This window comes from Dulcicalothrix desertica PCC 7102 (genome assembly GCF_003991905.1).
GTDB classification, from domain to species: domain Bacteria; phylum Cyanobacteriota; class Cyanobacteriia; order Cyanobacteriales; family Nostocaceae; genus Dulcicalothrix; species Dulcicalothrix desertica.
The window spans coordinates 85897-111927 of record NZ_RSCL01000030.1 but is presented as its reverse complement, the minus strand read 5'-3'; the positions used below and the strand labels follow the sequence as shown (position 1 = coordinate 111927).

Sequence of the window (26031 nt, the reverse complement as noted above, 5' to 3'; positions counted from 1 at the left end):
CAGCGTGTAAAATTTAACTCTAACGTCTCTTATTAACTTTTCGTTACATAGTTAGGAATTTTGGCGCCGACTTACTTATACACACATTTTAATCACCAATTTTCGTAGAGACGCGATTAAATCGTGTCTCTACATTTGTATACAACGACTGCCATAATGTTACAATGCGAAACCATACTACAACCAGAGGCTGAGGTTATAGGAAATACCCGGTTACTTCCGAATTTCCCTAACTGCCACCGAAGATATGCTTTCTCGCGCTTTGCCCAAATTTCAAGCCGCGATGCAACACACTACTAAACACAATTCAATCTAGAAACGATATAAAAGTAATAGTTATCCGGCGCCTGAAATTCTGTATTTTTTAGATACGTTTTAACTATGAAGACAAAAAGTACTATTTATTGGAATAAGCTGGCAAGTATCCAAGAATTAGAAGAGTTTTTTGAAGAAGATTTCCAAGGATTTAAAAAGCTCATAGAAGAACGCATTGAAGAGGTTGAAAAATTTTCTGATGAAGCTCTAGATAAGCTTGCTAAATTGCGGGTGTTAGAAGTAACCAACGGTTGCACTCAATGGGCATTTCGTCGCGGCGATAAAGAATGCTTATCTATAGAACAGTCCCGTGAATGTTCAAACCTAGTTATGGGTTTTATAAAACGGACAGAATTGTATTTTCCCAGTGAGGGTCAAATTGAATTTAACGACGAAGGAAAAGCATTTATTCGAGCAGGGCGGTTACTTTACAACGATGGATTTAAAAACAATGTTAAGGAGTCAGAGCGTGAATTTTATGCAGCATCAGCAGCCCAATTTATTGTTTATGGACATGAACGGGTGCAGCGTGCATTGGCACTCGTTAAGCAAGATTATGAAACTCTTTTTTCGCCTTACTATATTGAACGGGGACGAAAATATATTGCCCGCTATTTAGAAGGATTTGAATAGTTTTTTTCTAACTTTTATTTTGTAACCGTAAGCATTCAACGGTGTAAAAAATAGCAGTTACTGTTAATAAAATCAGTGACAAATTTGGTAATTCCTTGATAGAGTCACCTTTTGACCATAATAGTCCACCGGAAATTAAAAAGGCTAATATTAGTAAAATATATTGTTGTTGGAATAACTGGGGACGAACTATTGAAATTAAAGATAATAAAATAGCTGTGATAATTAGTACAGTAACTAGCATTTTATTTTAATTTTAGTCTTAATAATATAGAGTTACTTGCTGAAAATATAGCTGCTGCTGAAAGCAAGTATTCTACGGTTTGAATTTCTTGAGTTGTATATTTATCTTGAAATACAAATAAAATACCGCATAAGCAAAAAACTACCGCGAATACTGCATCATAATCCCGTCCTATTCGTGAGTAAGCAGAACGTAATAAAAATAAACCGACTTCGGCGCCTATTAATGCTACACCCAATAAAATAATCAAGGTATCAGCAGCATCTTTAAACATGAATACTGCTGCGGCGCCTGCAAATGGAACATATCTAACTGTTTTTAAAGTTGGAATTAACCAGCTAGGAGGTACATTTGATACACGTTGAATGTCCTCCATCTTCGTACTTTTAGAGGTTGCGAATGATACCTGTTGAACTGTTGCTCGTGATGTTGCTTGTGTTGGCGCCACTGGTACAGTTAACTGTTCGATATCTCGTAAAACTTCGCTTGCTGTTTGGTAGCGTGTTGTAAAGTGATAACGCACCATCTTTTCTAATATTGCTTGTAATCGAGGTGATATCTGAACTTTGTCTTGCCAAATTACTTCGCCAGTTTCAGGATTTTCAGTAAGTTGAGTAGGAAGTAGTCCTGTTAATGCTTGAATTGCTACTATACCAATTGCGTAAATATGACTATTTTGTCTTGGTCTACCTTGCGCTTGTTCTGCACTCATATAACCTGGAGTGCCAATTGCTACCGTAGCTGGCATTTGACTGTCAACAGCGACTTGAGTACGCATTTGTTTTACGGCGCCAAAGTCAATTAGTACTAACTTTGCATCGGCATCGCGTTTAATTAAATTATCGGGTTTAATATCTCGATGAATTACTCCAAAACTATGTACGAAGTCAAGTACTTGCAAAATATCTCGTAGCATTTGGATGACTTGAGTTTCGCTCCAAGGTTCATTCGGACGTATGTAATGACTTAATGGGCGCCCAACTATTAATTCTTGTACTAAAAAAAACTGTTGTTCTTCTTCAAAGTATGCTAGGAGACGGGGTATTTGGTCGTGATTGCCTAATTGCTCTAAAATTTCGGCTTCACTATTAAATAAACGCCGCGCTATTTGCAAATACTGCGTGGCCGAACTAGCGGGTTTAAGCAGCTTGAGGACGCACTTCGGGTTACCTGGGCGCCGAGTATCTTGGGAAATATAAGTTTCACCAAACCCTCCGGAACTCAGGATTTGCACGACTTGGTAACGTCCATCTAATAGCTTTCCTAACATATAAGGTACTGCTTACTCTACGACTTCGTTAACAGGGAACCTGTCTATTAACTGTACGGCACGACGGGCATTACTATATAACGCTTGAGATAAGTATGGCACATGAGGAATTTGTGAGAGTAAATCAAGCGTTCGGCGCAAAATTCTGACTACATCACCTTCATCCAAAGTTGTGTTTTCACACAACGAAACCCATTCGGCGCCTAGTGCCCATTGTTCAACTAAAGCAATAATATTGATATAGCGGTTTTCTAGACCAACAGGTAAAGCAACACCATGACGATACTGTACTTTGAGCAGCGAACGCCGGATATTTCGTAACCGCGACCAAGCATCATCAATTTCTTGTGAGAGGTCGTAACGCACAAAGCTATCGGGACGAGGGGTTTCTGTTACTAATGCTGAAACAGTTGCCGCTAAAAAGTGAGGGTCGAGGTTGTCGAGTTCCCCACTATGAAGTGCTAAACCTAGCCATAATTCGTTTTCACCGCGAATTGCTGCTGCGATTTGACCAAGCTGAGTTGGAACCAAATTATCAAGACATTGGAAATGCTGCAAAATATCAATTAAATTGACAAACTCTTCCCAGTGTCGTTGCGATTGCTGTTCGACTGCTGCTTCCAACTCTTCAAGTTCGGTAGCTATTTCTGTTAAACGGTTTTTGCGTTTAAATATAGCAGAAACGTTACCCGACTGATGCAGAGGATGTGCTTCGATTTGCGCTTGAACTGCTGCAACACGAGCAAGCTGTTCTCTAACTTCTGGTGCTATATGTAAAGACGGGTCTGGTTCTGGTATTTGTGAAGTTAAAACTACTGTACTACCATCTCCTCGCCAGGTTTGTCCAGGTTTAATCGCTAATTCAGGGGGTGGAATTAAATCGGGTGGAATATCAATACGTGGCAGTTCGCCATATAAATCAACGACATCTGCCGTTGTTGCTACATACCAACGATTATCGCGTCCTAAACAAACCAAATAAGGCGACGCTCCAGACGCACCTGCTGATTTAGCTACAATTGTTGCGATAACTGGGGTCGAAACAACTATATTTTTACCTTTTAAACTAACTAAGGTACCAGACATGGCAAAACCAAGCATCATTCTGATTTCTTCTTGCCGGGTTATAACTGCTTGTTCTTGTAAGGTTTTCAATAGTTGCTTTTCAGCTTTCAACCGTTGCCGTAATTTTTCATATACAGCAATTTCGTTTTCACCAACAGCATCGATTTGCGCTTGAGTTTCTTCGAGTTGGCGCCGTAATTCGTCGATATACTCGTACTGGGGTCGCAAATGCAAGTTCGCTAAATATTGCCCAAAGCTTCGCTCAATAAGTTCTTTGGCTTGGTCAAGGGTATGAGTCTGTAACAAATTTAGAACCATGCCATAGCTAGGAGAAAACTGGCTAACTAATGGGTCGGGTTCCGATGTTCCTAAATATGCTGCTTCCTTGGCGCCTTCAAATGGTGTTTGTAATGTTACCACGTGACCTTGCTCATCCATGCCTCGGCGCCCAGCACGTCCTGCCATTTGCAGAAATTCCGAAGCATTTAATAAACGATGTCCAGTATCAGTACGTTTTGAAAGGCTGGAAATAACTGTTGTACGTGCTGGCATATTTATACCAGCAGCTAAGGTTTCTGTAGCAAAGACAACTTTAATTAAGCCTTGCTGGAAAAGCTCTTCAACTAATACCTTCCATGCAGGAAGAATACCCGCGTGGTGCGCTGCGATACCTCGGTAAAGTGGAGCAATTTGTCCAGAACGACCTGCATCAGGGTTACGGTTTAAAAAGTCGTCGATTTGTACCCGCAGTTGATATGCTTCATCTGGGTTAACAAGCCAAATATCTCCAACTTCTGCAACAGCTTTATCACAACCTCGACGGCTGAAAATAAAATATATTGCTGGCAACATGTCGCGAGAAGAAAGTTGACTGAGAGTAAAAGCAATACTTGGCGCCTCGGGTCTACCGTTTCTACCCTTGTCACCGTCGCTTCTACGCTTTTTCTTTTGCATCAACCTAGGATTTATTTTATTTCCGCTGTCGTTAAGAAGGGGAAATAAACCTTTTGTATTGCCGAAATGAAATTGTAGAGGAACGGGACGGAAATCAGAGTAAATTAAGTCAGTAGGCCCGTGAACTTGGTTTAGCCAATCGGTAAGCTGGTCGCTATTGGCTACAGTTGCTGACAAAGCAACTAACTGAACTTCTCTCGGACAATAAATAATCGACTCTTCCCATACTGTACCCCTTTGGCGGTCGTTCATGTAGTGGCACTCGTCGAGTACTACCGCATCTACGTCTACCAATGAAATCCCAACTTGTCCAATAGGGGTGCCGTAAAGCATGTTGCGGAAAATTTCTGTGGTCATCACCAAAATAGGCGCCTCACGGTTTATTGAGGCATCACCTGTTAAAAGCCCTACTTGGTCGTGACCAAATTTCTCACGAAAATCACGCAGCTTCTGATTTGATAGCGCTTTAAGAGGTGTAGTATAAAATACTCGTTTACCTCGTGCGAGCGCCCGATAAATAGCATACTCTCCAATTAGGGTTTTGCCAGACCCTGTAGGAGCGCAGACAACGACAGAACTTCCAGCATTGAGAGAAGCGATGGCATCAAGCTGGAACGTGTCTAGTTCAAAAGGAAATATGACTTTTGGGTCAACTTCTTGGGAGGGCGCAGTATAATTCACGAATGAAAATTACAACCAGATTTATATATATAGTATTTCAACAATCACCGTAAGAGGCATACACACCAACCTAGCCGCAATAGTTCAACCTTTTTACGGATGACTTTATGTATTTTTTCAGATACAGACTGTAATTATATCTAATTATTATATTATTTGCGATTAAATCATTACTGGGCGAAATAATTTTTAACTAAGAGGGGAAAGGCGAAAAAGTTATATCGCTTGTATTTTGGCTTGCTTGACGGGAATTTCAATTCTAAATTCAGTTCCTTTTCCTACCTGACTGTAGCAAGATATTTTACCATAGTGTTGCTCAACTATTATTTGATAACAAGTACTCAAACCTAGCCCAGTCCCTTTACCAACGGGTTTAGTGGTAAAAAATGGATCAAAAACTTTAGATGCGACTTCTTCACCCATCCCTCTTCCGTTATCTTTGATACAAATTGCTATTTGCTCTGGGCTTAGAAATTGAGTATAAATATGGATTTGGGGCTTACGGATAACTGCTTCACTCCCAACTCCATCATCAAATATATCTATAGCGTTATTAAGGATATTCAAAAATACTTGGTTAAGCTCTCCTGGATAGCATTCTATAGAGGGAAGGTTATCATAACTCTTAACTATTTCGATTTCATCACGTTTGGGTTGTTGTTTCAAACGGTTTTTGATAATCATTAACGTGCTTTCGATTCCTTCATAAATATCAACGCATTTAAAATCAGCTTCGTCGAGACGTGAAAAATTACGTAGTGACAGTACAATATCAGTGATGCGGTCACATCCTGTTTCCATTGAAGAAAAGATTTTGCTTAAATCTTCGACTATAAAATCGAGTTCAATCGTTTCGATATTTTCTAAAATTGTTTCACAAGGGTTTGGATAGTTTTCCCGGTAGAGCGAGAGCAAGTTCAAAATATCTTGGTTATACCCACGCGCGTGGGTAAGGTTTCCACGAATGAAGCTATTAGGGTTATTGATTTCATGGGCAATGCCAGCAACCATTTGTCCTAAAGAAGACATTTTCTCACTTTGAATCAGTTGTGCTTGAGTTTGCTTGAGTTTTTGCAGTGTCGCTTCGATTTCTTGCATCTGTTGGTAAATTTTTTTGTCACGAGATGTCAGTTGTTCTGCCATATAATTAAACCCCTGGGCAAGAATACCAACTTCATCGCTGCTTTCAACAGGTATACGAGTCGTCAAATCTCCACTTGCTAACGCTTGCGTGGCAATTGTCAAAGCTTGAATACGGCGCCGAAGCCAGCGTGATATCCAAATCCCAACCAAAAAAGCGATTCCACTAGCGAGTAAACAAAAGCCACCAATACTCACCCAAAGTCTTTGTTCAGTTTCCTTGAGGGATGTAACAGAAGTTAATAACGCGATTTGCGCTTCTGCATCTTGATTTGCATTTAGAAGCGTTGTTTTCGCAAAATATTCTTGTGTGCCAACTTTGACTAATGTTGGTGAGGATTGAGGTTGTGGTAGTTGCCATTTGGCTTTACGTGTACCAGGCAAGGTAGAAGCAATAACTTGAGAACCACGTAAGGCAACAATTTCAAATTTTGCATTACCGCGTATTTTTTTGAGATAATTGTCAGTAATTGCTGTACCAACTATTACTCCTCCTAAGATTTTTTCATCGGACTTAACTGAAATTGAGCCAACCAACAATGCAGGCGCCTGCTCTAAAGAAAACACAACATTAGATTGTTCAATACCCATACTAGCTTCACGACTAATTTTGGTATCGAGTAATTTAGCTTGAGTGATTTCAGCTTGACGCAAATCTGCTAAAACAGTACCGTCAGTAGCAACAACTTTAATCAAATCAAGTTGCAGTGCTGCTTGTATAGGCAACAGCGTTTGCACAAGAGAAGTCTGATTTTCAGAAGTTATAGCTTGCGATAAGCCGTTTTTATCCGCAACCCAACGTGCTTGAAGTTGTAACAACTCCTGCTTCTGCTGCAAGTCCTGCGAAACTAATACTGTAAAATCTTCGGTTTCTCTTTGTTGTTCTTGCTGTAAATAACTTTTCATAAAGCCGAACGTTCCTATTGTCCACACACCCAGTAATGTAGAAAGTAGTGGTAGCAATAATTTAACGACTATAGGAAGTTTAGTAATAGCAAAGCGCATGAAACACGTTTTTTTTAATTGGGAAATGGGAGAGGGAAAAGGGAAAGGCGAAAGATACCCATTCCCCTTTTTTATTTATTTTTGACTAGATGATACAAAACCTGATTTGCTAAGTATCTTCGTAGCTTCCGCACTTAAAGCAAAATTAATCATTTCTTTTGCTGCTGGTTTCGGTGTTTTAGGCGAAACAAGGCTAATATGTCGCACCATTTTATACTTTTTACTGCGTATATTATCTGGTGTAGGTTCAATGCCATCAAGACTAAGCTTGTTCACAGGTACTTTGTTAGAAACTGCATACCCTAAAGAAAAGGCGCCAATACTGTGCTGAGTGTTTTGAATTGCTGTAATTAAATCGTTTTCTTTACGCATTACCACAGCGTTTGGAGAGTTTTTTAAACTTTCACCTAAATAATGCTTGCGTAACAACTTCTTTGCTGACTCATCTTCTGGACGGTCAAGAACGACGATTTTGGCATCAGACCCTCCTAATTGCTTCCAATTCGTCATTTTACCACTATAAATTGCCTTAAGATTCTCTGTCGTTAAATTTGTTACTCCTTTCACACTGGGATGCGTAGCGACTAAAAGCGCATCTTGGGCAACTTCATAATAATCGAGATTATTATCTTTTTCTTCTGGCTTTACCTGCTTACTAATGCTCGCAACGTCAAAAACCCCTTCTTTAACTCCTGCAATAGCAGCTTCCGATTGACTGGGTGCTGCAAAATTAGCTGTAGTGGTTGTGACTTTGGCAGAGTAAGCATCAGTTAAAATTTTCATAATTGGATAGGTACTGCTCGAACCACCAATTTTGACTTCTTTGACTTCTTGCTGCGTCTTAGCAGAAGCATTGCTATTATTACTGTTACACCCTGAAAGTCCAGTAATTAAGCTACTTGCAGCAAGTAAAGACAGTAAAACGTTTGTAAAATAGAACTTCATCAAAGTAACTTTTATATGATTATGATTATATGATTCCCCGAAACTTTAGCATTGTTTATGTTTACGTAGTAATTAGTATAAAAAATATTTAATCTAAGTAAGCTTTTAGGAGGCGCCGAGGTTTAATCAATGAGTCAATCTCTTACAGGACAAGAAGTTCGACAAAGCTGCCGAACTGGTAAATTAACGGCGCCTACTCCAGGTTTAGCTTCAGGATACACTCAAGCCAATTTAGTTATTCTGCCATCCTCGGTAGCATTTGACTTTTTGTTATTTTGCCACCGTAACCCAAAACCCTGTCCATTATTAGATGTTACCGAAGTTGGCGACCCCGAAGCGCGATATGTAGCGCCAAATTCAGATTTGCGAACAGATTTACCACGTTACCGAGTTTGGCGCCACGGTGAAATGGTCGAAGAAGTTACTGACGTTAAGCATTTATGGCGTGATGATTTTGTTGGGTTTTTGATTGGCTGTTCGTTTTCGTTTGAAGCAGCAATGCTAAATGCCAATATTCCTGTGCGTCATATTCAAGAAGGTAAAAATGTACCAATGTATAAAACAAATATTGCTTGCACACGTGCGGGAATATTTTCTGGTAACTTAGTTGTTTCAATGCGTCCTTTATCACCAGCAGACGCAATTAAAAGTGTTCAAATCACTAGCCGTTTTTCTTTATCGCATGGGGCGCCAATACATTGGGGAGATGCAGCAAAAATTGGTATAAATGATATTGACAAACCTGACTTTGGTGATGCAGTTACAATTTATGATGGTGAGGCGCCTGTATTTTGGGCATGTGGTGTCACTCCTCAAGTTGCGCTGCTGCAAGCTAAACCTGAAATAGCTATTACTCATGCACCAGGACATATGTTTATCACCGATATGAAAGAATGAAAAAACCTCATCGTAATAAGGACTTCAGTCCTTAATCTTTAAGAACTAAAGTTCTTACAACGAACAAATTAAAATTAAAAATGCCAACTCCAGAAGCACACACGCAAGAAATTCTAGAAAAAATTACGCAATTACAAGCTATCTGCTCGCAAGATGTAGGTAGAGGTATACAGGCACTTGTAAATGTAACACAAGGAGAACTTTTAGGCGCCGCTAATTCTATAGTTAATCATTCCTCACCACATGTCGCAATAATCACTGGCTTTTTCTTACCTCATACAAATCCACCTGTCGCCGAAACTGATGGTTTAATAGGCAGTGTGCAGTTGGCTGCTAGTCTAATACGTAATTGTGTAAAAGTAAGAATAGTTACAGATTCATCTTGTTTTCCTGCTGTGAAAAGTGCTGCAATAGCTGCTGGTGTGCCATGTAATGTTGAATTTGATATTGTGCCTGTAGTACCAAGTACGCATGATGAAGTGATAACTCCAATATTGGAAACTTGGAAATGTTTGGCAACTCCAATAACGCACGTTATTTCGATTGAGCGTCCGGGACCTGGTTATGATGGGATTATTCGCAATATGCGCGGGCAAGACATTACTGCTCACACGGCGCCGTTACATCTATTATTTAATTTACCTGATGTTATTTCTATTGGCATTGGTGATGGTGGTAATGAATTAGGGATGGGTAAGATTCCTAGAGAAGTTATTTCTAATAGTATTAGATATGGTGAGAGAATTGCCTGTGTTATAAGTTGTGATTATTTACTTGTTTGTGGTGTTTCTAATTGGGGTGCTTCGGCTTTGTTGTGCGCTTGTGCTTTATTAAAACCAGAGTGGAAAAGTATTATTAAAGAACAATTAAAGCCAAAGGTTGAATTTAATATTTTACAAACAGTGGTTAGTGAGAATTTGGCAGCAGATGGAGTTACGGGTGAAGCTGCTTTGACGGTAGATAATTTACCTTGGGAGTTTCATGCTAAAGTTTTAAATCAAATTCATGAATTTATCTTGTAGGATAGGCATCCTGCCTGTCTTATTGGAAGTCTTATTGGAAGTCTTATTGGAATGGGCGGGCAAGGATGCCCGCTCCACAAGATTTATTTGTTTAGATTTTCAAATTCTGCTAGATACTTTGTGGCTTCTTGGCATAGTAAATCATGATATTCACCGTTACTGGCAAGCATTCCACCCCATTTATTAATATCTTTTGTGTTATATAGTAATGTAGAAGTGTCGTATTGAGTGTATTTACCGCCTGCTTCGGATAATATCAATTCTGGCGCCGCGATATCCCAGTCTTTAGGCGCCGACTTTCCAGAAAGCGAAATGTAAACATCGGCTTGTTGTTCAACGATAGAAGCAATTTTACAACCGATACTACCAACGTTTTTATGTGTTTGACAAGGTAATTTGGTTAAGATGTAATCTAATGGTTTGCTACGATGCGAACGACTAACTAAAACTGTTAAATTTTCAATTGGTTTTTGTGTTGAGACTTGTAGACGTTGAATATTACCATCACGTGTTTCTACAAATGTACCATTACCAAGGGTAGCGTAATATATTTTACCAGTTTCTGGTACGGCAACTAATGCTAGTACAGGGCGATGATTTTGCACTAAACCAATATGGATGGCATATTCTCCGGTTTTGTCAATAAAATCGCGTGTTCCGTCTAAGGGGTCAATTATCCATACAAGGTCTTTATTTACTTGCTCACCTTGATAAGTTTCTTCACTGATATAACCAAAATCTTCTAAACCTAGTTTGGCTTGTAGGTTTTCGATTAGATAATTACTTACTGCAATATCTGCTGCTGTTACTGGGTCATCAATTTTGTTATCTTTATATTGTATATCCAAATCTTGGCGCCTATTTCCATGATAATAGTCGCGCAAAATATCGGCGGCACTCCAAGTGATAGGACGGGCAATTTCTAAAATTTCTTGTAGATTTTTCATTTATTTTAATATACCTATTCTAGCCAACGACGTGTGCCGAAAGATTGACACGAACGAGCAGCAACTTTTGCACTGTAACTTATAGCCTCAGCAAAACTATGCTGAAGAATATAGTAACAAAAGGCACCGTGAAAAATATCTCCCGCTCCTAGAGTATCAGTTGGTTGAATACTTGGAACATTTATAGTTGAAATTTCTTTTTCGCTCATACAGCTTATAGGTTGTTCACCATGTGTAATAGCAATATTAGGTATTCCCATTTGGTCTAAGTAAGCAAAAGTATCTTGCTCTGTGGGACAATTAGGGGGATGAAAGTTTGAGGAGCAGATGGCGAAGTCAACGAAGGGTAAGATTTTCTCGAAGCCAGGTTTCCAACTTCCACCGTCGATGACTACAGGGATATTTCTGGCTTTGGCAAGTTGGGCAATGTGGTAGCTGACTTCTATTTGATGTCCGTCAATAAGAATTATATCTATATATTTGAGATATTCAAGAAGATTTTTTGAGATTGCTTGAGGACTAACCTGAGTTTTGAGGGCATTTATAGATATTACTGCTCTTTCACCCGTGGTTTGGGTGACAATGATTGATGATACTGGGGGAGGGTTTTGGAATGATGCTTCTAAGTCGGTGATGGTAACTTTGTGTTTTTCTAAGTCGGTACGAATTAATTGCGTCATTGGATGCGAACCAAGAACACCTACTAATTCCGCTTTACCTCCAAGATGGCTAAATGCAACTGCCGCATTTGTCGCTGGACCACCTGCTGCTACGGTATAATCTGAAGCTACTAGTTTTTGATTGTTTTGCGGTGGTGATTGTGCAAGGTAAATTAAGTCTAGGGTGATTAAACCGACGAATAATCCGTAATATTGGTTATTGCCCATTCCTTATTTTTTATCCTTTATTCATGACATCAGGAACACTTTACGTTGTTGGTACACCGATTGGTAATCTTGAGGATATGACTTTTCGTGCGGTACAAACTTTACAGAATGCTGATTTAATAGCAGCGGAAGATACACGTCATACAGGCAAGCTACTTCAGCATTTTCAAATAAAGACTCCACAAATTAGTTACCATGAGCATAATCGCAGTACTCGAATTCCCGAATTATTACAAAAGCTAATTGATGGTAGTACCATTGCATTGGTGAGTGATGCGGGGATGCCAGGTATTTCTGACCCTGGATATGAATTAGTTAAAGCTTGTATTGATTCTGAGATAAAAGTAGTCCCAATTCCAGGCGCCAGTGCGGTAATTACAGCTTTAAGTGCAGGTGGTTTGCCTACAGATAAATTTGTATTCGAGGGATTTTTACCACCGAAAACGAATCAAAGGCGCCAACGCTTGGAATTTCTTGTTAAAGAATCTCGAACTATTATTTTCTATGAATCGCCACATCGTTTGCGTGCGACTTTACAAGACTTAGCAGAAGTGATGGGACAAGGGCGCCGAATCGTTCTCGCACGGGAGTTAACTAAATATTATGAGGAATTTTGGCGTGGAACAGTTGAAGAAGCTTGTCGTCACTACAAATCACGCGAACCACAAGGAGAATATACCATCCTGGTGGGAGGTGCGACGAATGAAACCCAGCTTTCTGAAAGTCAAATTAAGGCAGAACTAGAAAAAATGATTAGTCAAGGAATCGCACGCTCGCAAGCAAGTCGCGAAATCGCACTTTTAACTTCGCTCCCTCGTCGCTATATATACCAATTAGCCTTAGAAATAGAATATTAGATCAATCATAGTAACTTTCAATAGCACAAATTCTAAAGAAAATATTAAATGTTACGGAATATTATTATTTTGATGCCAGTCTAATAACAATAACAATTTTATACAGGCTAGTGTCAACCGCTTAGATGATTCTGGCTGTATACCCTATAAATAAGTTCTGTGGGACGTTTGTCCTATAGCGTCAGTCTTTTATAAAAGAGTTTGGCGCTAATTTTTAGGGAAGACAGAGGTTATCAGTGGTGCAAGCTGTCCAAAATATGTTCATTCTTCGTTAATCATTTAGAGTTTAAGAGTTGATGAGTGTCATTCAAGTAGTTTCTCAGTACCTAGCATACAAATTTCCTTGGTGGGGAGTTTGTCATTTAAAATTTGACCTTATACAAAAAAACATTTCTATTCACTGCCTAACTCCTGAATGTCGAGCAGCAATACTTAAAGACGCTGAAGGACTAGCTTACTTAGACATAGGTATCGAAAAGTTTGTAATTGTTTATCCTGGGTATAGCGATATTACTATCCCGCATATACCACGTAAAACTGCTTAGTGAAATAAAAGGGGTTTTCCCTAGGCTGTTGACTTTAAGGGTTTTTGGGCAATTTTTACTCATGCATAATACCTGTTTCATAACAAAGCGCTCTAAAAGCTTATAGAATAAGGATTATAGAGCTTTTATTTTAGACACAAAAACTGTATGAACTTTTGGGCGCCCGTTTCCTACAAAGTCAACACCCTAGGTTTTCCCCTTTTTTCTTTCGGCAAAATTATAAATCATCTAACGGATTAACCCCATCTATCGCGAGGGAGTTTTGAAACGCGATAGAAAATTAGTAGACTTGTCTCGTCGATCCGAAAACGAGAGAAACTAATGAGTGGCAACTTAGCATCAAGACTTTATCCTACCCGCATCGATATTCCAACAGATGCTCGTAAACAAATAGTAGTAATACTTAATCAGACTTTAGCAGCTACATCCGATTTAAAGAGTCAAACAAAGCAAGCACATTGGAATGTAAAAGGAAGTGACTTCTACCAGCTACATGAATTATTCGATGAAATTGCTGGCGAACTTGAAGAGTATGTTGATATGTTTGCCGAACGTATAACCGCTTTAGGTGGTTATGCAATGGGAACAGTCCGCATGGCTGCTGACAATTCAATTTTACCAGAATATCCTACCGAAATTTTAACAGGCATGGAGCATGTAACATCTCTGGCAGAACGTTTTGGACCCTATGCGAAACACTTGCGTGAAGCTATTGATAAAACAGATGAACTAGGCGATGCTGACACCGCCGACCTGTACACTGAAGTTTCACGTACTATTGACAAGCGTTTATGGTTCCTCGAAGCGCACCTACAAGCTTCTAGCACCACCAGTAACGGGGCGCCTGCAACTGCCAAAAATCTAGACACCGTTGGGGTTAATTAAATAGTTGAAAGTGCTGAGTGCTGAGTTACTAAGTCAATAGTTAGGAATTAGGAGTTAGGAGTTAGGAGTGAGAAGCTAAAACTAAGAAAGTTATAACTAATAACTCACAACTAATAACCTATAATTAACAACTCAGCACTCAGCACTCAGCACTCATAACTTATTTAATAGTATCTTTTTAGTAAGTACGTTACTTTATAGTGCGTACTTTTATTTTTTTGTCAAGTTATTTAATATATAAATATACAAAAAGCGATTTGGTTAAATTAACCACGAAGAAGACAAAGAAGTGATAACAGAGTCTTACTTTTATTAGAGGGAATTATGTCTAAAACAGTAACACATTTAATTCATGACAGAAGCGCACGCGGAACTACACAAATAGGTTGGCTTGATAGTCGTCATACCTTTTCTTTTGGTAATTTCTACGACCCAAATAGAATGGGTTTCCGTAGTTTACGAGTTATAAATGATGACCGCGTGGCGCCTGGTGCGGGGTTTGCAACTCACGGTCACAAAGACATGGAAATTCTTACTTATGTTTTAGAAGGAGCATTAGAACATAAAGACAGTTTAGGTACTGGTTCAGTAATACTTCCAGGAGAAGCACAAATTATGAGTGCAGGAACTGGAATTAGGCACAGCGAATATAATCATTCTAAAACTGAACCAGTTCACCTATTGCAAATCTGGATTTTACCTAACCAACAAAACTTAGAACCCAGATACGAGCAAAAAGCATTTTCTGTTGAAGAACGTAGTGGACAACTGCGTTTGATAGGCGCCAAAGATGGACGTGATGGCGCAGTTAAAATTTACCAAGATGTTGATTTATATACATCGGTTTTAAATGCTGGTGATACTGTAAATTATCACGTTCAACCACATCGCTATGCTTGGCTACAAATTGCAAAAGGTGTAGTTAACCTCAACGGTGAGGAACTACGCGCAGGTGATGGAGTACAAATTAATGGCGCCGAACAGTTAGAAATTAGTACTACTGTAGGTGGAGAAATTTTGTTGTTCGATTTGGGCTAAAGTAGGGTGGGCACTGCCCACCCTACATTTGTTTACTACCAAATATCATGTTTCAGCTAACAGGAAAAGTAGCAATTGTCACAGGTGCCTCGCAAGGAATTGGCAGAAAGATAGAATAATAGCGACTCATAGCAATTAGGAAATAAAATTTATGTTTGCCGTTGTAACACCAGAAAAAATTCAATTACCCCCAGGTACAGTAATGAGGTTTCCAGGCAGTTGGCAAGACTATCAAAAGTTATGTCAACAGTTAGCAGATAGACCTTCACCACGCATAAAATATCGACCGGGAGAAATTTTGTTGATGTCACCGTTACCAAAACATGGACGTGATGTTCATATTATATCAATGGTTGTAATTGCTTTATTAGATAACTTAGAACAAAATTACGAAGCATTTACGCCAATCATAATGGAAATTTCTGAAGTCAGTGGAGTCGAACCAGACTACTGCTTTTATATTGAGAATTGGAAAGCTGTAGCAGGTAAAGACAGGATTAATTGGGGTGTTGACCCATCACCTGATTTGGCTATAGAGATAGATGTCACCAGCTTTACGGATGTTAATGACTATTTACCTTATGAAGTACCTGAAGTTTGGCTGTTTAAAAGAAACCAGCTATTTATTTATCAGCTAGAAGGTAAAGAGTATATTCTTAAGGCTATTAGTAAGTATTTTCCAAAGAGCAATGTTTTAGATATTGTTCATAATACTTTACAAAAAGCCCGCGAATCTAACGCCAGTATAGCGATTAGAGAACTAAGACAAAATTTAAATAGAAAATAGATTCACCCTGAATAACAAAAATTGGAGGTTCTAAAAAGTGTTTTGATTAAACTTGCTATATTTGACTGCAAAAAATACAGCAATAATTGGTAGATATAGAGACTGATAACTGGAGAAGTTGATGCAGTCCCTGATAACTAAAGAGTTTGAGTATAGATTCTGTTTACCTAGTTGGATTCACTTAAGTGAATTTACCAACCATGTTTAGATAATAAGCTTATAAAAATTAAAAAGGTGTAAACAAACAGTTATTTTGTATAAACTTATGTTGTTTTTTACGAGTATTTACGAGTATTTTGTCAATCATTTTTTGTCCTTCAATGCCTCATTTTTAACTAATCATCAACGTAGTGTATGCCGGATTTTTATTTGGCACAAACGTTTTTAAGTAAATACCGTCAATAGCAAACGTGACAGATTTTTTAGTGTCATATATATCTACTAAATTTTACTTAGATAAGCGAATGAATATCACGTTAATGTTAGAAAAGCGTGAAAAGGTATTATTTCTAAACAATTTCTACTCGAACAGGTAAAATTTGAACTCTTGTCATGAGTCGCGCACGAAACATCTTTTGTCATGAGTCGCGTACGAAGGGCGCATTTTTCCCGCTTTCGCGCGCACCTTCTATAGCAATCCCATGTGAGTTGTGAAAAATGTATCCACGTAGAGACGCGATGTTCCTCGCGTCTCTACAGCGTGCGGATTTTACAAATGATTTAGGACTGCTATATCATGCTAAGTACGTAAACGTAGTTTTCCCGCTTTCGCGCGCATCTAAAAGATTTGATGTTTGTTAAAAGTAAAGGTGTAACTAATTGTGGTTTATAGATGTTTAAGCTACGTGTTCCTACCCTTTGGGATATCCTTTGCATAACGGGAAATGCTTTACATTACACACTGCACCTAGTGAGGCATGACATATTAAGATACTTTTAAAACATCTGTCAGAAAAGGCGCCTCTTTTTATTTTGCGTATACTGCGGGAAAACTACGTTTACGTACCTCAATATGACAAATAGATGGTTTGTGGCTTGGCATCACAAATAGATAGTTTGTTACTTGGCGTGACAAATAGATGCTTCGTTCCTCAGCATGACAAATAGATGGTTTGTGGCTTGGCATCACAAATAGATGGTTTGTGACTTGGCATCACAAATAGATGCTACCCTGCGGGAAAACTGCGCCCTTCGTTCCTTAGCATGACAAAGAGATGGTTTGTGGCTTGGCATGACAAAATTTGAATCAGGCAAAAAAAAACAGAGGCACTTTGACATGTCTCTGGAATTTCCTATGCAATTAAACCATCCTCAAACGCCGTTTTTAGACGGGTTCAAGCTTTTGAATTCTGTTTTCTAATCCTGCTGCCATCAGCCCTATCATCTCTAGTATGGCTGTTCTGTCGCCTGCCTGACACTGCTCGAACAATGACCGCACATCTACTAGTCCGGCATTGACTGCTGATACTTCGAGGGTGTTGGCTTTCGCGTTCAGGTTATTATTCGCGCAAGCAGAGTATAAGATTAGACCTGCCATCGTGTATACATCCATCATTGGCTCATCACTACCATAATGGTTTGTCACGTTGGGAAAATTTGATAACGGATGGATAAATTCGCTAAAAGTTAGTTGCATCATGCTTTTCGCCGATTTAATACCGTAAAGTTTACACACTATATGATTCCAGTCCTTGCTTGGACGAATGGCGCCATAACAAGTACGTCTATTTATATGGCAAAAAATAAAATGAGGTACTTAAGTTAACAGGTATTGCGTAAGTAAGTAGCAGCATATATACTAGATACATAGACAAAAACCTCGGATTCCTTGTTTCGGTTGTAAGCTAGCAGCCACGTGGGGAGCTAGCAGTTAGGGTGTCCTACCATTCTTTTTCTTCAGCCACTTATTACTCTACACTTTTATACTAACTCTTGTCATTTTTTTATGTCAATATGTCATTTAAAAATTTTGGCACAAAATGTCTTGATTTTTAGGTGTCATGAGAGAAAATAGAAACAAGCGTTGGATAAAACACTAGGAGGACAGTCGAAATCATGACTGACAGAAGACGTTCTGACGAATATAAGCAAGTCAGCGGTTATGTACCAAGCACTTTAGCACGGACTTTCAAGAGTATTTGCGCTCGCGAGGGTTTGTCGCAAAGTGATGTTCTTGAGGAAATTTTGTACGAGTGGGTAGCATCTAAGGGTGTATCGCATGACTTGGAGTCTTGCGCTCCAAGAACAGTAGCGGACTTAGTAAGGGTCAATATGCCCAAACTTAAGCGTTGTGGCGTTAAAAATCTACAAGCAATAGCAAAAGGGGAAGTGCTACCAACACCAGGGGACTTTGCCATTATCACGTCTGCTCTCGCTCTAACAGAGGAAGAAAGAAAAATGATTTGGCAAGAAACGTATAAAGTTTCCGTGGAAAGCGGTTTATCTGGTGTAAAACTATATAAATATACTGGAGGTATAAAAGAAGGTGAGTGCGAGTATTCTTAAGATTCTGAATTTACCTGGTTGGGACTATAAAATCTCTTACGAAGGGGTTTCAATTGTTGCTCCTACTAAGCGAGATGCAACTCACCTGGCTCAAAGTTATGGAGAAGCTTTGAGCGAGACGGCGGCAAAGTTTAATGGTAAGGTTCGGATTGGCTGGAGACGCTGTAAGCATCCTATTGAGTTTTACTCGTGGATGTCTTCTGGTGCTGCTCCTACACCATCTGAAACTGCCGAACGTATTTTACGTACACAAGGCGCCGTTTTTTGTAGCCAATTGGAAATGCCAGTTGGACTACTACGTCGGATGATTGTAGCTGCTGAGTGCGAGCGACCAATTAGCATTGTTAGACAAGATACCCGCAAGCAAATTATTGTGAATCAGCCGATGGCTGATATGTTACAAACCTCCCCTGAGATAGCCACCCAGAGAGTTATGACTCGCTTTTGGCTACCAGAGGATTTGGCGGAACTCGAAAGACGACTGCATCAAGATAGGCAATTTACTTGGACTTATTCGGCTGGGTTAAATGAGCAAGCTTGGGCAGTCTTAACAACTCAATTTGAAGCTTTTGAAGCTGAGGGGGTTTGGTACAGGCAGGGTACTTGCTTGTCTACCCCTCAACTTGTGCCCATTCCATCAGGCGCCTTTGTAGCTTAAGGTTACTAAGGCGATAAATTGCTTATCAAAATTATTATAATTTTGTCGAATTAACGACAAGTAAAATTGTATATCTGGGTAAATCTGCTTATTAACGTTGAATAATTAAAAACCCGGTCAATTATAACCGGGTATTTTCATGTGTCTATTGTCCAGCTTTTTCGACCATCGCCTTGAGTTGCATGTACGCTTGTTCAGGTGTAAGAGGTTCTGAGTCAGTTTCATTGGGAATATAATACTGTCGAGAGTCAGAGAAGTAACGTACTACAAAACTAGATATTAAACCCAGCTTTAAAGCTTTTTTACCCAACTCATCTGCGACTTCGGCTAATGTATATTCATTGTGGAATTTATACTGGGACATAGAATTGTCTCTTTTTAACTTTTTACTGCTTTTAACTAAGTAATTATCTGAAACATCCCAGTATAATTCAATCTACCTGTAGTACATTTTTTACATATTGTACTGAAACTTTTCAAGTATATCTACTAAGTTGACTTGGCATTGAAGTGGTAGTAAATCGGCTAAAGGTAATTCGCGTCTGCCACCACCAATTTTGACGGAGATTGATTGTAGAACTTGGGTAACTCGGTCTTCGCTTACAGACTTTGACGTTAGTAGCGGATACATTTTCTCAGCTACTACTGTATGCAGTTTTGCATTCGATAAGTACAGATGCCACTTGGCGATATCAATATATATATTTTCGCCAATTTCAGCAGCTAAGGCTTCGAGGAGTTCTGTGGTGTTTGTGTTTGCCATAAAAAATAAACCTCTGTAAGATATTTTATTCAGACTCCGAGCTATTTATTCATTATGGCGCCCTTACCTAAATTGGCTCCACTACCTCAAGTTACAATTAAGAAGCGGCGCCAGTATTGTTCGATTACGTAGATTTTGGGGGTGTATCAGAATAATCTGCTAGTACGGTAATGTATATAAGATGTGCTAGCAATACACCGAACCAAGTGAGAGTCACCAAAGGCAACCACTCCCAAGTTGTTTTAAGAAAGTTATGAAAGAACCACATTCCTGAATTGGTAGCGGCAAAAATCGCCACATGCATCGCAAAATTCATGCGGTCGTCCAATTTACGGTATTCGGGGTCTTGACGAGTGGGTATACGAGGCCAACGCGGAGGCATATATAGTTAAGAATCGATTCAATAGTATAGATTGTATCCTATTCTACGATTCAAAGCTGGTTTCTATGGCTTCAACTTAACAAAGTCGAAAATACGTCTCATCAGTCAAGTGGATGAGCTTTTTATTTACATAATTACTGATTGCTTAATCTTTTGATAGAGGTAGTTAATTTATTCGCTTGTAAATATATGAATGTTGCTTAAATTGAGAAACACTTTTATGGCGAAGATAAATCCGATTCAATTACAAAAGCATTTAAAAGGCATGGATTATCCAGCAAGTAGAGAGAAGTTGGTCAAACAAGCTCAAAAAAATGGCGCCGACGACAATGCAATCTCAGTTTTAGAACAGTTACCCGATAATGAATATACTAGTCCTACTGCGGTTAGCCAAGCTGTGAGTGGCATGAAATAAATTGAATAAAGCCACAATTTTTGAGATGTGTAATTAAAATAATGGTTGGTAAATTTAGAGGGGTTATAAAATAATAACCCTTCATTTCTTGTCTTATCACCTTTATACCATTTTTATATGAAGATGCGCTTTATTACTCTTACTCCCCCCTTATTAAGGGGGGCTGGGGGGGATTTAATTATTTGCAGCTTCACATTAAATTGGTATTAGGATAATTAATTATTTTTATCGGCATTAACTAGTGGAAACAATTAAATAATTTTACACTTATACTGTGTAGTCTCCAGATTTACCACCTGTTTTGCTTACTAAGTGAATAGACTCAATTTGAATCGACTTTTCTAATGCTTTTGCCATATCGTATAAAGTCAGTGCTGCAACGGATACTGCTGTTAATGCTTCCATCTCTACCCCTGTTTCCGCTTTGGTTTTAACGGTCGCTCGAATTTCGTAACCTGGTAATTGCGGTTGGGGTATTATTTGAACTTCGACTTTCTGTATTGGAAGAGGATGGCACAGTGGTATTAAGTTCGCGGTTTGCTTCGCTGCCATTATTCCTGCAAGTCGCGCAGTCCCTAGTACATCACCTTTTGGTGTGTTACCTGCTTCAATAGCAGCAAACGTTTCGCTTAACATTCGTACTCGTCCAACTGCTACAGCAGTACGCACAGTAGACGCTTTCTCTGAAACATCTACCATCTGTGCTTGTCCTTTCTGATCTAGGTGACTGAGGTTGGTAGAAAAATTTTCGTTCATTGGCTTGTGCTTTTGTAATGGCTATGCTAATATTTATTCTTGTGAGTGCAAGGGCGTGTAGCTCAGTGGACTAGAGCACGTGGCTACGGACCACGGTGTCAGGGGTTCGAATCCCTTCCCGCCCGTTCTATATAAGTATAAAGTTGAAAGTGCTGAGTGCTGAGTACGAAGAAATTTTTACTCAGCACTCAGCACTTTTTACTCAGCACTCGTTAATTGTATACGCATCGCGACCTCTACCCAAAGCAAACCGCATTGAAGAATAGAGGTCTTTACTTGACTGAGTAAAGAAAATCATAATGGCTATCACAGTCAGTACACCAACAAAACCAAACATGTTCCGATAACCAACTTGTTCCGCAACAGAACCTAATACTGGGCCTGCTATCGCAATACCAACATCAAACCCCGAAATACACAACGCAAAAATTCTTCCGCGTTCCTGGGGTAGTGAACGGTCTGCCATCATCGCTACTATCATTGGAATTAATGTACCACCCCCGGCGCCTTGAATTAAAGCTGCTAACAAAAAGTCAACTGCGGTGTTTGCTTGCCACAGTAAAAACATTGCTATGCCATAGCAGGCAATACCTATAGTTATAAATAAACCTCGTCCGATGCGGTCGCTAGTTTTGCCTGTAAATAATCTAATACTAAAACTTGTAATTGCTGCTGCGGTGTAAAATAATCCCGCATTCAAATCCACTTGAGTCGATTTGAGAAATAAAGGCACAAATGTACTGATGGTTCCAAATGCTAGTCCAACAAGCAGCATCACGATAGTTGGAACTCTAACTCTAGGACTTAAAACAATTTGCCAAAATTTACTTTTACCATTATTTGTTTCACCTGAGATAGCTTTCGCTAAAGGTGGAGTTACAACTTGTGATGTACAAAGCAATGACAGTGTAGCTAATGCAGTTGCAAGTAAAAATAAAGGTACATATCCAGCAGATTCTTGTAAATAACCACCTATTGCTGGACCGATTGCCATACCAATGGGGTTTACCAAACTCATATAACCTAGAATTTCACCCCGAACCTTACTAGGTGCAATATCCGTAACCAAGGCACTGAAGGCAGTTGCAAATGCAGCAATGCTAATACCGTGAAACGCACGTAATGCCATTAACACAGGTACTGATGTTGCAATTGTATAACCAAGTGGCGCCAAAGCAGCAGCTAACACACCAATAATTAGTACTATTTTACGTCCCCGTTCGTCAGCCAATTTTCCCAAATAGGGACGAAACAGCAACAAACCGATAGCAAAACTGCCCATCGTCACTCCAATTTGCTGCTTAGTTGCTCCAATATGCTGTATATACAAAGGCAGTGTTGGCAACAGCGAAGCCATACTCGACCAGAATAATAAACCTGCTGCGAATAATACCAGCAGGTTACGGCGCAATTTTGAATCAGATGTGTGTAAAGCGTCCACGGTAGATGCGTTTGGAGGAATTAATAATTAATCTCTTTATTGTTACATTACTTTACATCTTTTGTTACAACTTCCCTCACACGGTATATTGGTCGTCCTTGTGACTCGTGGTAGGTACGCATTAGTAGTTCTGCGAGTAAACCAAAGGAAAATAACTGTACACCTGTAACTAGAAGTAGTACGGCTAAAATTAATAATGGGCGATTTCCAATATCCTCGTTAAATACTAATTTGACGAAAGTTAAATAGATACTAATGGCGCCACCCGATACTATTGAACTAAGTCCTAATAGTCCAAACACGTGCATGGGACGGGTAAGAAACTTTTTCATAAAGGCTATAGTAAGTAAATCCATCATGACTCTGAAAGTTCTTGATAGTCCATACTTACTACTACCAAAACGCCGAGCATGATGTCTAACGGGCATTTCCGCAATCCGGGCACCTTCGATATACGCTAAAGCTGGTAAAAAACGATGCAATTCGCCGTATAAATTCATATCCGCTACAAGTTCTGTACGGTATGCTTTGAGCGAACAGCCATAATCATGAATTCGTACTCCAGTGATGCGACGAATTATCCAGTTGGCAATTTTGGAAGGCAGCAACCTTGTTAAAGCTTTATCTTGACGTTTTTGGCGCCAACCACTAACCATATCATAGCCTTCGTCGAGCTTTGCTAACAGTAACGGTATATCCGCTGGGTCATTTTGCAAATCGGCATCTAATGTTACAATTGATTTACCTAGTGCATGATTAAAACCAGCAGCCATCGCCGCAGTTTGCCCGTAGTTACGACGTAAAATTACTGCTCTTAAGTCATTGCGAGCTTGTGCTTGTTGCTTAAGTAACTGCGCTGACCCATCAATAGAACCATCGTCTACCAAAATAATTTCGTAACTTAATTCACTGTGTATAAAAACAGACGCAATCGCATCGAGTAAATGGGGGATGCTTTCGACTTCATTGTATACTGGTGCCACTATTGACACATCAGGAACAATTGGCGAAACCCCATTTTGCCCAATCATTAATTCCGAAATTAACCCACTCCTCATACCAATCCCTCAAAACTCTGGATAACCCTACCGGCGCCGCGCAGCTGTTTATAATATGACTGGCTAACAGCATCCCCTTGTTCCGAGAGGATATCAATATCAATGCCATTACGTCCTTGCTCTTTTCCAGAACTATGGATATAGCGACCATCACCTAAATAGAGTCCCACATGTGTTGCTTTTTGGGGAGTTCCAAAGAATACTAAATCTCCTGGTTCTAATTGTGAAACATTAATAGGTAATAAAAAAGCTTCCTGTTGATAAGCGTCGCGAGGAAGACGAACCCCTACTGATGCAAAAGCAGCTTGCATCAAACCTGAACAATCATAATTTGGCGCCACTGTACCACCCCATAAGTAGTAATTAGGTTGCTCCATAGCATGGTGGGTAAAGTCAATTACCTGTGGCAACAATTTTTTAATGTCTTCTTCTGCAAATGTTTGAGGTTGGTAAGGTATATTGGCTGGTTGTAGTAAATTTAAATCTGAAACTGCTAACCAACCTGGGTAGTTATCTTCACACAAAAGTACTTTAATAGCTGTATCCTGATTTGATGTAAATTTGAGATGTCGTCCTGCTGCTGCTTGCGTTGCAAGTCGAGAGCATTCAGGGGAATCATATACATTTAAGTCAGCTAGACATTTGTACTCATTCGTATACAACTGATTTTGGGTTTTAGATTCCATATTGAAAACAAAAAAAATGAACTTTTTCAGTACAGACGAACAATTAGAACAACTTGGGCAAAGTGTGTTAGAGACTACTTTTTCTCAATTTTCAACACTTGCCCGTGAACAAATTGCACTGACTTGGATTGTCTACGACCCACCCGTACTTGTAAATACTGGTGGGGCACTAACACCAGATGCTTTTTGGAATCATCCTGTGCGTGGATTTACTTATAGAGGCGCCGAACGTGTGTATCCTGCCAGTGTCGTGAAGTTATTTTATCTAGTAGCTGCACACGAATGGTTAGAAAAAGGAATGACAGGAGAGTCAAAAGAGTTAGAACGGGCAATGCGCGACATGATAGTTGATTCTAGCAACGATGCAACCAGCTTAGTAATGGATATACTTAGCGGTACAACTTCTGGTCCAGAACTTCCACCCGGTCCATTTGACACATGGAAATATCAGCGTTTAATAGTCAATAGATATTATCAGTCTTTGGGTTGGGATGAATTAGGCGATATAAATGTTTGTCAAAAAACTTGGTGCGATGGGCCATATGGACGTGAACGCGCGTTTTATGGACAAATGCTCGAAAATCGCAACATGTTGACAACTAACGCAACAGCTAGGTTATTACACAGTATTGTTGGTGGGGTAGCTGTTTCAAGCACGCGCGGAACTGCGATGATGAAGTTAATGAAGCGCGATATTAAGCCAGAATTATTACCCCAAGAAGTCGAAGAAGACCAAATAACTGGTTTTTTAGGCGCCGGACTTCCTGAAAATGCACAAATTTGGTCGAAAGCAGGATGGACGAGTCAGGTACGTCATGATGCAGCTTATATAGAAATTCCAGATTTACGCCCTTATTTATTGATTGTATTTACCGAAGGAAAACCCCAAGCTAAAAGTCGTGAGATTTTACCCTTTATTTCACAGCAAGTTGTCGAAGCCATTCGCAGTCTAGGCAGTTAAAAAAGTAGCACACTTGTAACACAGTTGTGGCACAGGCATCCTGCCTGTGCTATCAGTTAGGTGAAAAATATATAATTTTTACCACAAAGACTATTAGGGCACAGAGAAGAGAAATTTAAAATCGGTGCCTACCCCCTGAATTTATAACATTCAGCACTAAGTAATGGGCGCCACGATAAATAACATTGTTTCATCTGTAACAAAGATTTTCTCTAGAAATTTTCTAGGTAATAGCGCCATGATAATAACCTTGTTTCATCTGTAACAAAGATTTTCTCTAGAAATTTTC

At 39.4% G+C, this 26031-nt stretch carries 28 protein-coding genes and 1 tRNA gene; 14 read left to right on the top strand and 15 right to left on the bottom strand.

Annotated elements, in window-relative coordinates:
* The first annotated feature begins 381 nt into the window (after nucleotides 1–381).
* On the top strand, nucleotides 382–948 hold the full coding sequence (locus DSM106972_RS42175) for a hypothetical protein (RefSeq protein ID WP_127086304.1): 567 nt from the start codon (nucleotides 382–384) through the stop codon (nucleotides 946–948).
* Between the two features lie 7 nt (nucleotides 949–955).
* Here DSM106972_RS42175 and DSM106972_RS42170 read toward each other — a convergent pair whose 3' ends face one another.
* The 5 genes from DSM106972_RS42170 to DSM106972_RS42150 all read right to left on the bottom strand — a co-directional run bounded on the left by DSM106972_RS42170 (nucleotide 956) and on the right by DSM106972_RS42150 (nucleotide 8252).
* Nucleotides 956–1192: a Ycf66 family protein gene (locus DSM106972_RS42170; protein ID WP_127086303.1), complete on the bottom strand. Its 237-nt coding sequence runs from the start codon at nucleotides 1190–1192 to the stop codon at nucleotides 956–958.
* A 1-nt stretch (nucleotide 1193) separates the two neighbouring features.
* Nucleotides 1194–2462, bottom strand: coding sequence for a protein kinase domain-containing protein (locus tag DSM106972_RS42165; RefSeq protein ID WP_127086302.1), 1269 nt, complete (start codon nucleotides 2460–2462; stop codon nucleotides 1194–1196).
* Nucleotides 2463–2474: 12 nt separating this feature from the next.
* A complete protein-coding gene (locus DSM106972_RS42160; RefSeq protein WP_127086301.1) occupies nucleotides 2475–5162 on the bottom strand; it encodes a DEAD/DEAH box helicase in 2688 nt (895 codons plus the stop codon).
* A 216-nt stretch (nucleotides 5163–5378) separates the two neighbouring features.
* On the bottom strand, nucleotides 5379–7307 hold the full coding sequence (locus tag DSM106972_RS42155; protein ID WP_233787116.1) for a sensor histidine kinase: 1929 nt from the start codon (nucleotides 7305–7307) through the stop codon (nucleotides 5379–5381).
* 75 nt (nucleotides 7308–7382) lie between these two features.
* Nucleotides 7383–8252 carry a substrate-binding domain-containing protein gene (locus tag DSM106972_RS42150; protein ID WP_127086300.1) on the bottom strand — a complete coding sequence of 290 codons (870 nt, stop codon included), beginning with the start codon at nucleotides 8250–8252 and terminating at the stop codon, nucleotides 7383–7385.
* Nucleotides 8253–8381: 129 nt separating this feature from the next.
* Here DSM106972_RS42150 and DSM106972_RS42145 point away from each other — a divergent pair, with 129 nt between their 5' ends.
* Nucleotides 8382–9149, top strand: a complete 768-nt coding sequence (locus DSM106972_RS42145; protein ID WP_127086299.1) for a putative hydro-lyase — start codon at nucleotides 8382–8384, stop codon at nucleotides 9147–9149.
* A gap of 80 nt (nucleotides 9150–9229) precedes the next feature.
* On the top strand, nucleotides 9230–10171 hold the full coding sequence (locus DSM106972_RS42140) for a DUF4392 domain-containing protein (RefSeq protein ID WP_127086298.1): 942 nt from the start codon (nucleotides 9230–9232) through the stop codon (nucleotides 10169–10171).
* An 83-nt stretch (nucleotides 10172–10254) separates the two neighbouring features.
* Here DSM106972_RS42140 and DSM106972_RS42135 read toward each other — a convergent pair whose 3' ends face one another.
* Nucleotides 10255–11118 carry a 3'(2'),5'-bisphosphate nucleotidase CysQ family protein gene (locus DSM106972_RS42135; RefSeq protein WP_127086297.1) on the bottom strand — a complete coding sequence of 288 codons (864 nt, stop codon included), beginning with the start codon at nucleotides 11116–11118 and terminating at the stop codon, nucleotides 10255–10257.
* Between the two features lie 14 nt (nucleotides 11119–11132).
* Nucleotides 11133–12005 carry a sugar kinase gene (locus DSM106972_RS42130; RefSeq protein ID WP_127086296.1) on the bottom strand — a complete coding sequence of 291 codons (873 nt, stop codon included), beginning with the start codon at nucleotides 12003–12005 and terminating at the stop codon, nucleotides 11133–11135.
* Between the two features lie 23 nt (nucleotides 12006–12028).
* Here DSM106972_RS42130 and rsmI point away from each other — a divergent pair, with 23 nt between their 5' ends.
* The 6 genes from rsmI to DSM106972_RS52870 all read left to right on the top strand — a co-directional run bounded on the left by rsmI (nucleotide 12029) and on the right by DSM106972_RS52870 (nucleotide 16918).
* Nucleotides 12029–12862 (top strand): 16S rRNA (cytidine(1402)-2'-O)-methyltransferase, encoded by an 834-nt coding sequence (gene rsmI, locus DSM106972_RS42125; RefSeq protein ID WP_127086295.1) that lies wholly within the window; start codon nucleotides 12029–12031, stop codon nucleotides 12860–12862.
* A 296-nt stretch (nucleotides 12863–13158) separates the two neighbouring features.
* Nucleotides 13159–13407, top strand: coding sequence for a hypothetical protein (locus DSM106972_RS42120; RefSeq protein ID WP_127086294.1), 249 nt, complete (start codon nucleotides 13159–13161; stop codon nucleotides 13405–13407).
* A gap of 321 nt (nucleotides 13408–13728) precedes the next feature.
* On the top strand, nucleotides 13729–14292 hold the full coding sequence (dps, locus tag DSM106972_RS42115; RefSeq protein WP_019491114.1) for a DNA starvation/stationary phase protection protein Dps: 564 nt from the start codon (nucleotides 13729–13731) through the stop codon (nucleotides 14290–14292).
* 324 nt (nucleotides 14293–14616) lie between these two features.
* Nucleotides 14617–15330, top strand: coding sequence for a pirin family protein (locus tag DSM106972_RS42110; RefSeq protein ID WP_411675392.1), 714 nt, complete (start codon nucleotides 14617–14619; stop codon nucleotides 15328–15330).
* A 151-nt stretch (nucleotides 15331–15481) separates the two neighbouring features.
* On the top strand, nucleotides 15482–16117 hold the full coding sequence (locus DSM106972_RS42105) for a Uma2 family endonuclease (RefSeq protein WP_127086292.1): 636 nt from the start codon (nucleotides 15482–15484) through the stop codon (nucleotides 16115–16117).
* 657 nt (nucleotides 16118–16774) lie between these two features.
* Nucleotides 16775–16918 carry a hypothetical protein gene (locus DSM106972_RS52870; RefSeq protein ID WP_186538418.1) on the top strand — a complete coding sequence of 48 codons (144 nt, stop codon included), beginning with the start codon at nucleotides 16775–16777 and terminating at the stop codon, nucleotides 16916–16918.
* A gap of 523 nt (nucleotides 16919–17441) precedes the next feature.
* Here DSM106972_RS52870 and DSM106972_RS42100 read toward each other — a convergent pair.
* Entirely contained in the window at nucleotides 17442–17756 is a 315-nt protein-coding gene (locus tag DSM106972_RS42100; protein ID WP_073622813.1) for a hypothetical protein, read from the bottom strand.
* Between the two features lie 416 nt (nucleotides 17757–18172).
* Between DSM106972_RS42100 and DSM106972_RS42095 the strand changes: the two genes are divergently transcribed.
* Both DSM106972_RS42095 and DSM106972_RS42090 read left to right on the top strand, forming a co-directional pair.
* Complete coding sequence (locus DSM106972_RS42095) at nucleotides 18173–18622, top strand: RepB family protein (RefSeq protein WP_127086291.1); 450 nt, start codon at nucleotides 18173–18175, stop codon at nucleotides 18620–18622.
* The gene (locus DSM106972_RS42090) at nucleotides 18603–19280 is read left to right on the top strand and encodes a hypothetical protein (RefSeq protein WP_127086290.1); all 678 of its coding nucleotides are present in this window, start codon (nucleotides 18603–18605) and stop codon (nucleotides 19278–19280) included. Before DSM106972_RS42095 ends, DSM106972_RS42090 begins: the two co-directional genes overlap by 20 nt.
* Nucleotides 19281–19425: 145 nt before the next feature.
* Here DSM106972_RS42090 and DSM106972_RS42085 read toward each other — a convergent pair whose 3' ends face one another.
* The 3 genes from DSM106972_RS42085 to DSM106972_RS42075 all read right to left on the bottom strand — a co-directional run bounded on the left by DSM106972_RS42085 (nucleotide 19426) and on the right by DSM106972_RS42075 (nucleotide 20425).
* Nucleotides 19426–19644 carry a hypothetical protein gene (locus DSM106972_RS42085; protein WP_127086289.1) on the bottom strand — a complete coding sequence of 73 codons (219 nt, stop codon included), beginning with the start codon at nucleotides 19642–19644 and terminating at the stop codon, nucleotides 19426–19428.
* A 90-nt stretch (nucleotides 19645–19734) separates the two neighbouring features.
* Nucleotides 19735–20043, bottom strand: coding sequence for a DUF3181 family protein (locus DSM106972_RS42080; RefSeq protein WP_019491107.1), 309 nt, complete (start codon nucleotides 20041–20043; stop codon nucleotides 19735–19737).
* A 124-nt stretch (nucleotides 20044–20167) separates the two neighbouring features.
* The gene (locus DSM106972_RS42075) at nucleotides 20168–20425 is read right to left on the bottom strand and encodes a hypothetical protein (protein ID WP_127086288.1); all 258 of its coding nucleotides are present in this window, start codon (nucleotides 20423–20425) and stop codon (nucleotides 20168–20170) included.
* 220 nt (nucleotides 20426–20645) lie between these two features.
* On the opposite strand from DSM106972_RS42075, the gene DSM106972_RS42070 reads away from it, so the two are divergent.
* Entirely contained in the window at nucleotides 20646–20840 is a 195-nt protein-coding gene (locus tag DSM106972_RS42070; protein WP_127086287.1) for a DUF2795 domain-containing protein, read from the top strand.
* A 267-nt stretch (nucleotides 20841–21107) separates the two neighbouring features.
* Here DSM106972_RS42070 and moaC read toward each other — a convergent pair whose 3' ends face one another.
* Entirely contained in the window at nucleotides 21108–21596 is a 489-nt protein-coding gene (moaC, locus tag DSM106972_RS42065) for a cyclic pyranopterin monophosphate synthase MoaC (protein WP_127086286.1), read from the bottom strand.
* Nucleotides 21597–21647: 51 nt separating this feature from the next.
* On the opposite strand from moaC, the gene DSM106972_RS42060 reads away from it, so the two are divergent.
* Nucleotides 21648–21721, top strand: a tRNA-Arg gene (locus DSM106972_RS42060).
* 77 nt (nucleotides 21722–21798) lie between these two features.
* Here DSM106972_RS42060 and DSM106972_RS42055 read toward each other — a convergent pair.
* Genes DSM106972_RS42055 through DSM106972_RS42045 form a run of 3 tightly spaced genes read right to left on the bottom strand, consistent with a single transcriptional unit; the run spans nucleotide 21799 to nucleotide 24781 of the window.
* Nucleotides 21799–23037 carry an MFS transporter gene (locus DSM106972_RS42055; RefSeq protein ID WP_127086285.1) on the bottom strand — a complete coding sequence of 413 codons (1239 nt, stop codon included), beginning with the start codon at nucleotides 23035–23037 and terminating at the stop codon, nucleotides 21799–21801.
* 47 nt (nucleotides 23038–23084) lie between these two features.
* A complete protein-coding gene (locus tag DSM106972_RS42050) occupies nucleotides 23085–24095 on the bottom strand; it encodes a glycosyltransferase family 2 protein (RefSeq protein WP_127086284.1) in 1011 nt (336 codons plus the stop codon).
* Nucleotides 24092–24781, bottom strand: coding sequence for a C40 family peptidase (locus tag DSM106972_RS42045; RefSeq protein WP_127086283.1), 690 nt, complete (start codon nucleotides 24779–24781; stop codon nucleotides 24092–24094). The genes DSM106972_RS42050 and DSM106972_RS42045 overlap by 4 nt, the downstream gene beginning before the upstream one ends.
* Before the next feature lie 16 nt (nucleotides 24782–24797).
* Here DSM106972_RS42045 and DSM106972_RS42040 point away from each other — a divergent pair, with 16 nt between their 5' ends.
* Nucleotides 24798–25742, top strand: coding sequence for a serine hydrolase (locus DSM106972_RS42040; protein WP_127086282.1), 945 nt, complete (start codon nucleotides 24798–24800; stop codon nucleotides 25740–25742).
* Nucleotides 25743–26031 lie beyond the last annotated feature (289 nt).